Below are 13,468 nucleotides of genomic sequence, written 5' to 3'. Positions count from 1 at the left end.
CGATGGTTGTAGAACAGGACTTTTTATATGCATCGGGCAGAATAAGGTCTCTGGAAAACAAGCTGTTGAGCAGGGCCATTGTCGAGAGGATTCTTGAGGTAGAGGACATGGATGCAGTCATCAGGGTCCTCAGCGAGACAGATTATGCTTCAGATTTTGAAGAATTGGAAAATATATATGATTTCGAAAAGGCTTTAGAAAATAGCATGAAAAAAACTTTGGAGATGATAAAAGGCTCTTTGAAAGACCATAGGGCCGTAAGGTTTTTTACCTTAAAGTACGACTATCATAATCTAAAAGTCCTTTTAAAAAGTAGAATACTCGGCATTGATGTGCCGAAAAATCTTTCGACCTTGGGAGAAGTCCCTGTCGATGAGCTTTTAAGGTTGAATAAAGGAGAGAAGGATGTAGCCCTCCCGAAGTTGATGCGGGCCGCTTTTGAGAGGGCTGCCGAAGTTTACGAAGAAACCCTGGACCCGCAACAGGTGGACCTCATACTGGACAGGGCTTTATATGAAGAACTCAATCTTTTGGTCCAAGACATAAGCCACGATTTTCTTAAAAGTTATTTGGCCGCGATGGTAGATCTCACAAATATAAAAACGATGGTCAGGTTGAAATATATGGAGGCCGATTTAAGGGCCCTGGAGAAATCTCTCCTGCCCGGTGGCAGTATTGATCCAGAGTTTTTCGAGAAAATGTTTCAAGAACCAGTGCCAGTGCTAATTGAGGCACTGGCATCTTCCAAGTATTTTATGGTTGTTAAAGAAGGCTTGGAAAACTGGATGTCAACAGGTAGTCCAGCGGCCTACGAGAAGTTGGCCGACGATTTCCTACTTGATATGCTCAGAAGGGGGCTATATAAGCCTTTTGGTTTAGAAACCGTTGTGGGTTATCTTGGGGCCAAAGAGAACGAACTCAAAATATTGAGGGTTTTAATTGTGGGGAAAATTAATGGAATTTCTCAAGACATGATAAGGGAAAGGCTGAGGGATGTCTATGTATAAAATAGGAGTAATTGGAGACCACGATACAGTGCTTTCGTTTAAGTCAACGGGTATTGATACTTTCCGGGCCATTGATGAGGTAGAAGCATCGGATACACTCATGAAACTAGCTCGGGAGAATTACGCCGTTATCTTCATAACTGAACATCTAGCAGAAAAGATAAGGGATAAAATAGACTTTTTCAGGAATAAAATCTTGCCAATCATTACTTTGATTCCCAGCAACCGAGGTACTCTGGGAATCGGTATAAATGACGTGAGAAAATCTGTGGAAAAAGCTATTGGAGCAGATATCATTTTTGAAAGAGAGGGAAGGGAATGAGCCAGGGTATAATAACCAAAGTTTCCGGCCCCCTTGTGGTAGCTGAGGGACTTCCTGAAGCCAAGATGTTCGACGTGGTAAAGGTGGGTAATCAGGGTCTTATAGGTGAAATCATTGAAATACGCGGAGAGAGGGTATCAATTCAGGTATACGAAGAAACTTCTGGACTGGGCCCTGGGGACCCTGTGGTGTCCACAGGGGAACCCCTCAGCGTCGAACTGGGACCGGGAATGCTGGAAGGCATTTTTGACGGAATCCAGAGACCTCTTGACGTTATAGAAAAAAAAGTCGGCAGCTTTATAACAAGAGGCATAGATGTGCCTTCTCTGAACCGCGAGAAAAAGTGGAAATTTACGCCTAAAGTTAAGTCTGGCGACAAGGTCAGTGGTGGCGATATTATCGGCACAGTGCAGGAGACAGTTATAGTTGAACATCGCATAATGGTTCCTCCTGCTATTTCAGGTATTGTCGAAGACATCAGGGAAGGAGAATATACAGTAACCGAGCCTATTGCCAGAATAAAAACCGATTCTGGACAGATAGTGGAAATCACGATGATGCAGAAATGGCCGGTTCGAAAGGCTAGGCCATACAAAGAGAAGCTGCCCCCCGAAATTCCGATGCCCACTGGACAAAGGGTCATTGACACCCTTTTTCCGGTTACTAAGGGAGGTACGGCGTGCATACCTGGACCTTTTGGTAGCGGCAAAACTGTGGTTCAGCACCAGCTAGCCAAGTGGGCCGATGCTGAAATAGTGGTATATATCGGCTGCGGTGAGCGGGGCAACGAGATGACCGACGTACTCCTTGAATTCCCAGAACTTAAGGACCCCAAAACAGAGGAACCTCTCATGAAACGAACGGTGCTTATTGCCAACACTTCTAACATGCCTGTGGCAGCGCGCGAAGCGTCTATATACACTGGCATAACCATCGCCGAATACTTCAGGGACATGGGCTACAGCGTGGCTTTGATGGCAGACTCAACGTCCCGCTGGGCCGAGGCATTGCGTGAAATGTCCGGAAGGCTTGAAGAAATGCCGGGGGAAGAAGGTTATCCAGCCTACCTTGCAAGGAGGCTTGCGGAGTTTTATGAGAGAGCTGGCAGAGTCATATGCCTGGGCAGTGACAATCGGGAGGGAGCTTTGACGGTAGTAGGTGCTGTATCCCCACCGGGGGGCGACCTGTCAGAGCCGGTTACTCAAGCAACCCTTCGCGTGGTGAAGGTGTTCTGGGCACTGGATTCGGAGCTGGCCTATGCGCGCCATTTCCCGGCTATTAACTGGTTGACGAGCTATTCGTTGTATTCCGATGTTGTGGAAGACTACATGAACAAAAACGTGAGCAGTGACTGGGGAGAGCTGCGCAGTGAGGCTATGAGGCTACTACAGGAAGAGGCAAGCCTCCAGGAAATCGTAAGATTAGTGGGTATCGACGCTCTTTCCACCAGAGATCGCCTAGTGCTAGAAGTTGCCAGATCCATCAGGGAAGATTTCTTACACCAGAACGCTTTTCACGAGGTGGACACATACTCGTCAATGGAAAAGCAGTACAGAATGCTTAAGCTTATAATGATATTCTACCAAGAAGCGCAGAAAGCTCTTGAAAAAGGTGTCCCGTTTTCGGAAATAGAGAAGCACCCAGTACGCGAGAAAATTGCCCGTGCTAAATATGTTGAAGAGTCGAAGTTGACTGTTTTCGACGAAATAGAGAAGGAGATAAAAAAGGCTATGCAAGGCCTCATCGAGGGAGGTGCAGCCGATGCTTAGAGAATATAAAACCGTTAGAGAAATTGTCGGCCCGTTAATGCTGGTTGAAAAAGTGGAAGGTGTCAAATACAATGAGCTGGTGGAAATTGAGACTGGAACGGGAGAAATTCGTAGGGGACAGGTGCTTGAGGTCAACGGGGATAAAGCACTTGTTCAGCTGTTTGAAGGTTCTACGGGGCTTAATATAAACGACTGTAAAGTAAGGTTTGTCGGAAAAAGCATCGAGCTCGGGGTTTCTATCGATATGTTGGGCAGGGTTTTCGATGGTTTGGGTCGTCCAAGGGACAAAGGACCAATGATCATACCAGAAAAGCGGCTGGATATTAACGGTAATCCTATTAATCCGACGGCCCGAGATTATCCTTCTGAGTTCATCCAGACAGGGATATCTGCCATCGATGGGCTGAATACTTTGGTAAGAGGACAGAAACTTCCGATCTTTTCGGGTTCAGGTCTGCCTCATGCCCAGCTAGCAGCGCAGATAGCAAGACAGGCTAAGGTACTTGGTAGTGACAGTAAGTTCGCTGTAGTATTTGCAGCGATGGGCATAACTTTTGAGGAAGCTGACTACTTTATATCGGATTTCAGGCGTACCGGTGCGATAGACCGAAGTGTATTATTTATCAACTTGGCTAACGACCCGGCTATTGAGCGTATAGCTACTCCTCGTATGGCGTTGACTTGCGCGGAATTCTTGGCATACGAAAAAGAGATGCACGTGCTTGTTATCATGACTGATATGACCAATTACTGCGAGGCTTTGCGAGAAGTGTCGGCTGCAAGGAAAGAAGTTCCTGGTCGAAGAGGCTATCCCGGTTACCTATATACCGACCTTGCAACGATATACGAGAGGGCAGGCCGAATAAAGGGGAGAAAAGGGTCTATTACTCAGATACCCATTTTGACCATGCCTGAAGACGACAAGACCCACCCGATACCCGACCTCACCGGGTATATTACTGAAGGTCAGATAATCTTAAGTCGCGATCTCTACAGGAAGGGTATCTATCCGCCGATAGATGTGCTTCCGTCTCTGTCAAGACTTAAGGATAAAGGTATTGGCCAAGGCAAGACTCGGGAAGACCATGCTGACCTTATGAACCAGCTATTTGCCTCCTATGCACGTGGGAAGCAGGCGAAGGAGCTGGCGGTAATCCTGGGTGAGGCCGCTCTTTCCGATACCGATAAGCTTTATGCAAAATTCGCCGATGAGTTTGAGGCCAGGTACGTGGCCCAGAGAGAAGACGAGGATAGGAGTATTGAGGAGACTCTGGCGATAGGGTGGGATCTATTGACGATATTGCCGAGAGCCGAGCTTAAAAGAGTAAGAGATGAATATATTGACAAATATCTTCCTGAAAAAGGAGAATAATGACAATGATACATGTAAATCCTACCCGAATGGAACTTACCAGCTTGAAAAAAAGGCTTGTGACCGCAAAGCGTGGCCACAAGCTTTTGAAAGACAAGCAGGATGAGCTTGTGAAGAAATTTTTGGACATGGTAAAACAGAATAGAGCTCTGCGGGAGGAGGTTGAGGCTGAACTCATCGGTGCTTTTAAAAGTTTCACCATGGCAAGAAGCCAAATGTCCGCCAACGTTGTTGAAGAGAGTCTCATGATTCCCTCTGCTAAGGTCAGTATAAACGTCAAAAAGGAGAACATCATGAGCGTCAACGTACCAAAGTTAGAGATATTACAGGAGGAGAGTAAAAATCTCTACCCTTACGGTTTTGCGAACACGTCAGCGGAAATGGACGCAGCCATACGTACTTTGGCGACCATGCTTCCAAAGATGCTAAAATTGGCTGAGCTTGAAAAGGCTTGTCAACTCATGGCCGATGAGATTGAAAAAACTCGCCGCAGGGTAAACGCCCTAGAATATGTCTTAATACCGCAGCTTGAAAATACTATAAAGTACATCACAATGAAGTTGGACGAAAACGAACGTTCAAGCCGCACAAGACTTATGAAGATAAAGGAAATGGTGATGAAGGGATAAAGTGCATGTTTCTTTTGTTAAAAGTTAGGGTGGGTATTTTTTGAATGCCCGCCCTTTATTTTAATTTTTCATACTTTCCTTGGTTTTCAAATTTTGGCTCTTTGTCAATAGTTGGGGTGGGTATTTTTTCTGAATGCCCACCTATAAATCTTATCACATAATATGGTAATATTTGTAAATTGTTAGTTGTGATAAGAGATATAGCTAGAAGTATGGGTGGATATTTATCTATGCCTTTTCATCAAAGCTCTATAATATCCTTGAATATCCTTTATCACTAAAAATAGTATTAAGTTAGAACATTAAGCATTACAATATAATATTCTCTTTCTAAATCGATGAAAATTTCTATAGCCATATGCAAGCCTTTTTAGCACCTTAATTTTATTATTGTAACCTTCTGTTACAGAATTAGTATATGGTATATCAAAGGCATTTGTTATTTCTTCAAACCAACGGTTAAATACTTGCACACATCTTTTAAATTCATCAATTTTGCTTTCTTTAGCTAACTGTATCCATCTTTTTAATTCTATTTTTGCTTCCTTTGAATTTTTGCATTTTAATACTTTATCATTAAATTCTTCTTTTAAAAGGTATGCTATTCTTAAGTCGTCGCTGTACCAGAACATTACTTCCAATTCTTCTTTTTGTTCTGTTGTTAAAGTATCATATTTTGCAAGAAGAAGCTTACGGCTTCTTTTGAAATATTTTCTTTTATTGTCTGGTAGCTCTTTTTGTATTCTCTTTCTTACATTTTCTATCGCCCAATATATGTATCTTGTAAAATGAAATTTGTCTATTGCTATTTTAGCTCCTTTGAAATATGTTTTTACTGTATCTGAAAAAGGCCTCCACATGTCTATAATAACCCACTTTACTTTATTCCTGTCTTTAAATCTTTTGAAATATTCACTTAGATTCTCTTGTTTTCTGTCTTTTAAAATATCTAATATTTTTCTTTCTTTTGGGTCTACAATAATGCAATGATATTTCCTGCCTCCAGAGTTCCCTTTGAATTCGTCTATACTGATAATTTCCGGTAATGTTTTATAATCAGGTTCTACTCCTATTGTGTCTAAAAGTCTCATCACAGTCGTAATTGATACCCCTGTAACTTCAGATATATCTTTCATGCTTTGTTGTTTTTTTAGTTGTTGTAGTATGTAAATAGATAATCTGTTGGTCATTCTATGGTAACGTGGTAAATAGTCTACATGTTCATAGAATTTCTTGCCACAGTGTTTACAAACGTATCTCCTCTTTTTTAGTACTATCACTGTTGGTTTCCCGAATAGCGGTACATCTTTTATTCTTTGTACTCTATAATCATGAATCTTAGATGTTATTTCCCCGCACCTTGGACAAATATGTGGTTTCTGTTTCATCTTAATATGAAGCTCTATCCTGTTGTCATTCTCTACAACACCTTCCAAAATTGTATCTTCAGATTTTAAGAAATTTGTGATATAATTACCTTGCACTTATTCTGATGCCTCCTTTTGTTGGGTTATTTTAACCACTTCTATTATAGCAGGCATTCAGAATAAGTGCTCTCTTTTTATAGATTTCTTTTTCCCCACCCCAACATTTATTATAGAACCTTAATTTTTCATACTTTCCTTGGTTTTCAAATTTTATAATTAACACTTATACTGATATATACTGATACTCTTTTTTATATTAAGTATACCATCTGGTAAGGTAAAAAATCGTGATATAATTGATTGAAAGAGAAATTTTAAAAAAGGACGTGATATCCATTGAATGGGAAAATAAAAAAGCTGGAGCCGAGGGAACTTTTGCTCATGTTTTGGGCTTTTTTTAAAATCGGTGCTTTTACTCTAGGCGGTGGGTTTGCCATGATACCCCTTATGAAGGTAGAAATGGTGGATAAGCAGAAATGGATAAAGGAAGAGGAATTTTTGGATATAATTGCTGTGACCCAGTCGGCCCCGGGGGCAGTGGCCATAAATACTTCCATATACATAGGCTATAAACTGTACGGGTTTTTGGGCTCCTGCATAGCCGTCCTGGGGACCATACTCCCGTCGTTTCTGATAATACTATTTGTTGCTTTGTTCTACGACGACATTAAATCCAGCATCTACGTGAAAAAAGCCTTCAAGGGGATATACCCGGGCATAGTGGTGCTCATACTGGCGTCTGCTTTTAACCTTCGCAAAGCCGCTTTTAAAACTCCTGTGGGCGTAATAATAGCAGTCCTTTCTCTGGCAGCCCTCTTGATTTTTGACCTTCATCCTATAATAGTGATCCTAGCATCAGGAATATCCGGAATGTTCTTGCAAAACAGACTTCGGGATCCGGAGGAGCGTGGAGATAAATGATATATTTAAGCCTTTTCTGGGCGTTTTTTAAAGTGGGAGCCTTCAGCTTCGGCGGTGGTTACGCGATGATTCCCCTCATTAAAAAAGAGATTATAGACATCCACCACTGGCTCTCGGTGGACCAATTCCTAGATATAATAGCCATTTCGCAAATGACCCCCGGTCCCATAGCCATAAATGCGGCTACCTTTGTGGGGTATAAAGTAGGAGGATTCTGGGGATCGGCGGCGGCCACCATTGGAGTTACGTCCCCCTCTTTCCTGATTATAATCATCCTTGCCCTCTTGATAATTAGGTACCGTCACTTACCTTGGCTAGATGCCTTTTTTAAGGGAGTCAGGCCGGCGGTTATCGCCCTTATCGTCCAGGCGGCTTATTCCGTGGGAAAGAGCTCTTTTACCGGCATTAAAGATATGCTGGTGGCGGCGGTGGTCTTTGTTGGGCTGTACCTGTTGAAAATAAACCCGCTCATAATAATAGTTATGGCTGCGATTTTAGGTATTGTCATCTACTAACACCTCACAACCCGAATTAATTCGGGTTGAATTTGTTTTATTTACCATATATTATATGAGTAAAGAATAAATAAAACTGTATATGGTAAAAACTCCTTAACACTTTAGAGTGCTATCTGATTAGGAGGTTTTATTGCAATAGTTTTGTAAGAATATTATAATTTGTTTAGATGTAAAAAAAATATTAGAAGGGGGAAATTTTGTTGAGTACGCAATTGTTAGAAAGAAAAGACGTAGATGAAAGGTTGACGTGGGATTTGTCGGGAATTTTTAAAACGGAAAAGGAATATGAGGAGGCAGTAGAGGAGGCTCAAAAACTCGCAAAAGAGTTGGAAGAAGAGTTTAAAGGAAAGCTTGATGCTCCTCAAATGATTAACAACTGCTTGGATAAGCTAAAAAAGTTAGCTCAACTAATGATTCTTGCAGGTTCTTATGCACATCTTGCTGTTTCAGTTGACCAGACTAATACAGAAAATTTACAAAGACGGACAATACTTTCAAACATAGCCTCTGATATTGAAAGCAGGATAAGTTTTATAGAATCAGAAATTATAGAATTAGATGAAGAAATAATAAATCAAGCTATAGAAGAATCAAAGGAGAATGCCAATTACCTCAGAAAAATAATCAGAAAGAAAAAACATGCTCTTCTTCCAGAAGTAGAAAAAACTTTATCTGCTCTTTCGAGTGTTTTAGAAGCACCTTATCATATCTACAATATGGCAAAATTAGCGGATATGGATTTTGGCACCTTTACAGTTGACGGAAAAGATTATCCCTTAAGTTTTGCACTATTTGAAGGTAAATGGGAGTATGAAAACGATACAAAAGTTAGGAGAGCGGCTTTTGAGGCTTTTTCTAAAAAATTAAGAGAATATCAGCATACTATAGCTGCGGTTTACCAGACACAAGTGCAAAAGGAGAAGACAATAGCGACTTTGAGAAAATTTGATTCTGTAATTGACAGCCTTTTATTTCATCAAGAAGTAGATAGGGAATTATATGATAGGCAGATTGATTTGATAATGGAACATTTGGCACCTCATATGAGAAAGTTTGCAAAACTTTTGCAGAAAATACACGGATTAGAGGAAATGACTTTTGCAGATTTAAAATTAGAGGTAGACCCTGAGTTTGAACCGGAAATAACGATTGAAGAGGCGAAAAAGTACATAGAAGAAGGACTATCGGTTTTTGGAGAAGATTATAGAGAAATGGTAAGAAGGGCCTTCGAGGAAAGGTGGATAGATTTTCCTCAAAACAAAGGCAAATCTACAGGGGCCTTTTGTTCTACTCCCTATGGAGCTCATCCTTTTATATTGATTAATTGGACTGATAGAATGAGAGAAGTATTTGTACTGTCTCACGAATTAGGGCATGCAGGGCATTTTTATTTAGCTCATCAGTACCAAAATATATTTGATTCAAGGCCTTCTCTCTATTTCATAGAAGCCCCTTCTACTATGAACGAATTGCTTATGGCTAATTATCTAATGAAAAATACACAAGATAAAAGGATGAGAAGATGGGTGCTTTTTACTTTGATATCTCGTACCTATTACCATAATTTTGTAACTCACTTATTAGAAGCAGCCTATCAGAGAGAGGTATACAGAATAATCGACAAAGGTGGCTCTGTTCAAGCTCCTACTTTAAATAAAATAAAAAGAGAGGTATTAGAAAAATTCTGGGGAGACGCAGTAAAAATTAATGAAGGAGCAGAGCTTACTTGGATGAGACAGCCTCATTATTACATGGGTTTGTATCCTTACACTTACAGCGCAGGGCTTACTATAGCCACTCAAGTAAATAAGAGATTTTTGCAGGAAGGGCAAAAGGCATTGGAGGACTGGAAAGAGGTATTAAAAGCAGGTGGAACTAAGACACCAGTTGAACTGGCTAAAATGGCGGGTGTAGACATAACTACAGAAAAGCCATTATTGGATACAATTGAGTATATTGGCAGTGTAATAGATGAAATAATTGAATTAACAGAGGAGTTAGGAAAGTAGCCGATTAAGATTAATAAAATTTATGCTGTAATCCATCTCAATTCCTCCTCATAAGTTATTACTTACAACTACTTATTCTTGATAGTTAAAATAAAAGGGTAGGGGAACCTGCCACAGCAGTAGTGGGGTTGGACACCCCAGTTGCGTATGATGGGAATTTCAACATGGTTTTATCGGGACCACTAAGCTTGCCAATTTATTGGCGATATAGTTCACAATTTTAAAGAGTTTGAAAAAATATAAGGTATGAGAGTATAATAAAGATGTGGACATGAGTACATAAAAGGAGGGAAACCATGGCAAAACGATATGTAATTGTGGGCGGCGATGCTGCTGGAATGAGTGCTGCCTCACAAATTAGAAGACAAGACCCGGAAGGGGAAATCATTGTTTTTGAAAAAGAAGGAGTTATTTCCTATGCCCAATGTGGACTTCCTTATTTTGTAGGGGGAGTAGTAGCTGAGAAAAAGAAGCTTATCGCTCGTACTGCTGAGGATTTTCATTCTCGCTACAATATTGATGTGCGGTTGTATCATGAGGTTTTGCAGTTTAAGCCACAAGACAAACAAGTTCGTGTATATCGTAGGCAAGAAAAAGAAGAGATTATAGTTCCCTATGATGTTCTCCTTATTGGGACCGGAAGTGCAGCAATTGTTCCACCTTGGGAAGGGCGCGATTTGCCTGGAGTTTTCACATTGAAAACTATGGGAGATGCAGAAAAGCTTTTAGCTTGGCTTGAAGAGCATACTCCTACAAAAGCAGTAGTCATTGGTGGAGGATATATTGGTTTAGAAACAGCTGAAGCATTACATACAAGGGGATTTAAAGTTACAGTTTTGGATTTAGCTCCTCAGCTTATTCCGACTTTTGATGCTCCTATTGCTGAAATTGTACAGGATACTCTTAAGCGACACGGCGTGGAAGTGTACTTAAATGAAGAAGTTGTAGGTTTAGAAGGGGATGAAAAGGGAGTACGGGCAGTTGTGACAAAAAATGGTTCTTTCCCAGCCGATTTAGTCATTATTTCTATAGGAGTTCGCCCAGTTAGTGAGCTTGCCAGAGAAGCTGGTATAGAGTTAGGCCCTCGAAATGCGATTCTTGTAAATGAACGCCTACAAACAAATATTTCAGATATTTTTGCCGCAGGGGATTGCGCTACTCATTTTCATCGCATAAAAAATGCGCCAGATTATGTGCCATTAGGTACTACGGCTAATAAGCAAGGGCGTATTGCCGGTGTGAACATGGCGGGTGGATATGCAAGATTTGCAGGCATTGTCGGTACGGCTATTGTAAAAGTTTTTGATCGCACAATAGCTAGAAGTGGTTTAAGTGAAAAGGAATGCGATGCTTTAGGTGTGCCATATCAGACTGTTTCTATTAAAGCACGACCTATAAGCCATTATTATCCTTGGGAAGATGAAGTTTTGACTCTTCGCCTTCACTTCCATAGAGATAATCGCAAGCTTTTGGGAGGTCAGATTGCAGGGGGTGGCGGTGTAGACAAAAGAATTGATGTTCTTGCTACAGCTCTTTTCCACGGTATGACTATTGATGACCTTCAAGCTTTGGACCTTGCCTATGCACCTCCATATAACTCAGTGTGGGATCCTCTCCAGCAAGCTGCAACAGTAGTACAAAGAGGGAAAGAATGATAGCACCAAGGCCTTACAATAAACGGTAAGGCCTTTTTATTATATCATATTATTTTCACTAAAAAAGTGATTAGACGTCTGACAAATAACAAAAAATTGTGATATAATATAAAATTGGTTAAAGTAAATAATAAAAATACCGATAAAAATAAAGTGAGGTGTTAATGTGAAAGAAACATTGTTAGCATTAGTTACTGGAATGATTGTAGGGTTAATTTTTTCATCTTTGAAATTGCCACTTCCTGCTCCAAATGTATTACCAGGAATAGCTGGCATTATAGGAATTTACCTTGGAGGAGTATTGTTTGAATACATCCTTAAATTGATTGGTAGGTGAGGTGTAAAGTAGCAGGGTGGTGGGGTGAAAATATAATCTATAAAGGGGGGAACACATATGAGAAGCATATTTTGGCGGCTTGTTATTTCATTTCTTATAGTAGCGACCATACCGGTGGGGGCTATTTATTATTTTGCGGTTGACGATAAAGTTATGCATGTCTTTGTTACAGTAGCAAGTGTTAGTTTTGCTTTGTCATTAATTTTATCAGTAATTATTTCATTAAATATTACAAGACCTATTAAAAAATTAATTGAAGAACTTAAAAAAGCACAAGAAGGAGATTTTACAGCTAAGGTAGATTTAATGAGAAAAGATGAGATTGGTACATTACTAACGACTTTTAATAGGACGATGGAAAATGTAAGAGCAATTTTACAAGACGTCTCTACTTTTGCTCAAAGCACTAAAGATACAGCAAATGCTCTTTTTAAGTCTATTGAACAAGGGAATATGACTTTTGAACAAATTTCTCAGGCAGTGGAAGAGATTGCAAATGGAGCTTCTGAACAAGCAAAAGATACTTCTAATGCAGCCGATATGGTGCAGAATATTGGGAATAGTATTGATAATTCCGCTAAATTTTTCAAAGCCGTAGAAGAGTCTACTATAAATGCTGATAAGCTTAGTCAAAATGGCATGCACACAGTAAATTCTTTGAAAGAAAAAACTGATGTTACAAAAGAGTCAATTGATGAAGTTGTTAGTGCGATAAATGAATTGCAAGCAAATTCTCACCATATTGAAAAGATTATAGAAGTGATAACGGGAATTGCAGACCAGACCAATTTGCTTGCCTTAAATGCTGCTATTGAGGCAGCAAGAGCTGGTGAGGCAGGTCGTGGGTTTGCAGTTGTTGCAGAAGAAGTTCGAAATTTAGCAGAACAATCAAGACAAGCTGCAAGTGAAATAGCCAAGATTATAAGTGAAATAGAGCAAAAGACAGACAAGACAGTTGAAAAAGCAAATTTGGTAAAGGAAATTGCGGAGGACCAAGCACATCATGTGGAAACTACATATGCTGCTTTTAATGAGATCAAGAGTTCAATAGATACTATTACGGAAAATATACATATGTTAAATAATGCGATGATGGAACTTTCAGGGTATAAAGATGAAATAATAGGATCTATAGCAAATATTACAGCAGTGTCAGAAGAGACTGCTGCGTCCACTGAAGAAGTTGCCGCATCTACAGAAGAGCACATGAAGTTTATAAATGAGATAAAGGAAAGTTCGGAAAATCTATTAAAGTCAGTTACTGCTCTTGAAAATATATTGTCAAAATTTGTTGTCTCATTATAAAAATGAAATTAAGACAGAGCTAAAAAAGCCTGTCTTTTTATTTTTTATTGTTTACAAAATATATAAAAATTTTTGTGGACAAAGGCGAACTTTTAATATAATTTTAAAAATAAAATTCGCATTTTAATTGATTTGTGCTTTTTTTTCTGGTAATATATATTACGGGCTTTTGTTTTTCATATACTAAGTAAAAGGGG

12 protein-coding genes are annotated in these 13,468 nt (G+C 39.9%); 11 read left to right on the top strand and 1 reads right to left on the bottom strand.

What is annotated here, in order from left to right; all coding sequences use genetic code 11:
* Window positions 1–2 precede the first annotated feature (2 nt).
* The 5 genes from THEBR_RS11450 to THEBR_RS11430 are packed head-to-tail and all read left to right on the top strand — an operon-like array spanning window position 3 to window position 5,099.
* Complete coding sequence (locus THEBR_RS11450) at window positions 3–1,007, top strand: V-type ATP synthase subunit C (protein WP_012269822.1); 1,005 nt, start codon at window positions 3–5, stop codon at window positions 1,005–1,007.
* Window positions 1,000–1,329: a V-type ATP synthase subunit F gene (locus THEBR_RS11445; protein ID WP_003867836.1), complete on the top strand. Its 330-nt coding sequence runs from the start codon at window positions 1,000–1,002 to the stop codon at window positions 1,327–1,329. The genes THEBR_RS11450 and THEBR_RS11445 overlap by 8 nt, the downstream gene beginning before the upstream one ends.
* Entirely contained in the window at window positions 1,326–3,098 is a 1,773-nt protein-coding gene (locus tag THEBR_RS11440) for an ATP synthase subunit A (RefSeq protein WP_012269821.1), read from the top strand. The genes THEBR_RS11445 and THEBR_RS11440 overlap by 4 nt, the downstream gene beginning before the upstream one ends.
* Window positions 3,091–4,470 carry a V-type ATP synthase subunit B gene (locus THEBR_RS11435; protein ID WP_012269820.1) on the top strand — a complete coding sequence of 460 codons (1,380 nt, stop codon included), beginning with the start codon at window positions 3,091–3,093 and terminating at the stop codon, window positions 4,468–4,470. Before THEBR_RS11440 ends, THEBR_RS11435 begins: the two co-directional genes overlap by 8 nt.
* Window positions 4,470–5,099 (top strand): V-type ATP synthase subunit D, encoded by a 630-nt coding sequence (locus THEBR_RS11430; RefSeq protein ID WP_012268796.1) that lies wholly within the window; start codon window positions 4,470–4,472, stop codon window positions 5,097–5,099. Before THEBR_RS11435 ends, THEBR_RS11430 begins: the two co-directional genes overlap by 1 nt.
* Before the next feature lie 302 nt (window positions 5,100–5,401).
* Here the strand turns inward: THEBR_RS11430 and THEBR_RS11425 are convergent, their stop codons facing one another.
* A complete protein-coding gene (locus tag THEBR_RS11425; protein ID WP_012269583.1) occupies window positions 5,402–6,583 on the bottom strand; it encodes an ISL3 family transposase in 1,182 nt (393 codons plus the stop codon).
* Between the two features lie 279 nt (window positions 6,584–6,862).
* Here THEBR_RS11425 and THEBR_RS11420 point away from each other — a divergent pair, with 279 nt between their 5' ends.
* The 6 genes from THEBR_RS11420 to THEBR_RS11395 all read left to right on the top strand — a co-directional run bounded on the left by THEBR_RS11420 (window position 6,863) and on the right by THEBR_RS11395 (window position 13,271).
* Window positions 6,863–7,447 carry a chromate transporter gene (locus tag THEBR_RS11420; protein WP_013570868.1) on the top strand — a complete coding sequence of 195 codons (585 nt, stop codon included), beginning with the start codon at window positions 6,863–6,865 and terminating at the stop codon, window positions 7,445–7,447.
* Complete coding sequence (locus tag THEBR_RS11415) at window positions 7,444–7,962, top strand: chromate transporter (RefSeq protein ID WP_012269818.1); 519 nt, start codon at window positions 7,444–7,446, stop codon at window positions 7,960–7,962. Before THEBR_RS11420 ends, THEBR_RS11415 begins: the two co-directional genes overlap by 4 nt.
* 203 nt (window positions 7,963–8,165) lie before the next feature.
* Window positions 8,166–9,974: an oligoendopeptidase F gene (pepF, locus tag THEBR_RS11410; protein WP_013570867.1), complete on the top strand. Its 1,809-nt coding sequence runs from the start codon at window positions 8,166–8,168 to the stop codon at window positions 9,972–9,974.
* A 296-nt stretch (window positions 9,975–10,270) separates the two neighbouring features.
* On the top strand, window positions 10,271–11,629 hold the full coding sequence (locus tag THEBR_RS11405; protein WP_012269816.1) for an FAD-dependent oxidoreductase: 1,359 nt from the start codon (window positions 10,271–10,273) through the stop codon (window positions 11,627–11,629).
* A 166-nt stretch (window positions 11,630–11,795) separates the two neighbouring features.
* Window positions 11,796–11,966: a XapX domain-containing protein gene (locus THEBR_RS11400; RefSeq protein WP_003871185.1), complete on the top strand. Its 171-nt coding sequence runs from the start codon at window positions 11,796–11,798 to the stop codon at window positions 11,964–11,966.
* Between the two features lie 57 nt (window positions 11,967–12,023).
* Entirely contained in the window at window positions 12,024–13,271 is a 1,248-nt protein-coding gene (locus tag THEBR_RS11395) for a methyl-accepting chemotaxis protein (protein ID WP_012269815.1), read from the top strand.
* The last annotated feature ends 197 nt before the right edge of the window (window positions 13,272–13,468 follow it).

It is taken from the genome of Thermoanaerobacter brockii subsp. finnii Ako-1, from assembly GCF_000175295.2.
Lineage (GTDB): Bacteria > Bacillota > Thermoanaerobacteria > Thermoanaerobacterales > Thermoanaerobacteraceae > Thermoanaerobacter > Thermoanaerobacter pseudethanolicus.
Note: the sequence above shows the minus strand (reverse complement) of the source record. Positions and strands in the feature narration are given on the sequence as shown.

Excerpts from the sequence above, each read along its gene's own strand:
- THEBR_RS11450 (WP_012269822.1), top strand. The coding sequence starts at position 3 with ATGGTTGTAGAACAGGACTTTTTATATGCATCGGGCAGAATAAGGTCT.
- THEBR_RS11445 (WP_003867836.1), top strand. The coding sequence starts at position 1,000 with ATGTATAAAATAGGAGTAATTGGAGACCACGATACAGTGCTTTCGTTT.
- THEBR_RS11440 (WP_012269821.1), top strand. The coding sequence starts at position 1,326 with ATGAGCCAGGGTATAATAACCAAAGTTTCCGGCCCCCTTGTGGTAGCT.
- THEBR_RS11435 (WP_012269820.1), top strand. The coding sequence starts at position 3,091 with ATGCTTAGAGAATATAAAACCGTTAGAGAAATTGTCGGCCCGTTAATG.
- THEBR_RS11430 (WP_012268796.1), top strand. The coding sequence starts at position 4,470 with ATGACAATGATACATGTAAATCCTACCCGAATGGAACTTACCAGCTTG.
- THEBR_RS11415 (WP_012269818.1), top strand. The coding sequence starts at position 7,444 with ATGATATATTTAAGCCTTTTCTGGGCGTTTTTTAAAGTGGGAGCCTTC.
- THEBR_RS11405 (WP_012269816.1), top strand. The coding sequence starts at position 10,271 with ATGGCAAAACGATATGTAATTGTGGGCGGCGATGCTGCTGGAATGAGT.
- THEBR_RS11395 (WP_012269815.1), top strand. The coding sequence starts at position 12,024 with ATGAGAAGCATATTTTGGCGGCTTGTTATTTCATTTCTTATAGTAGCG.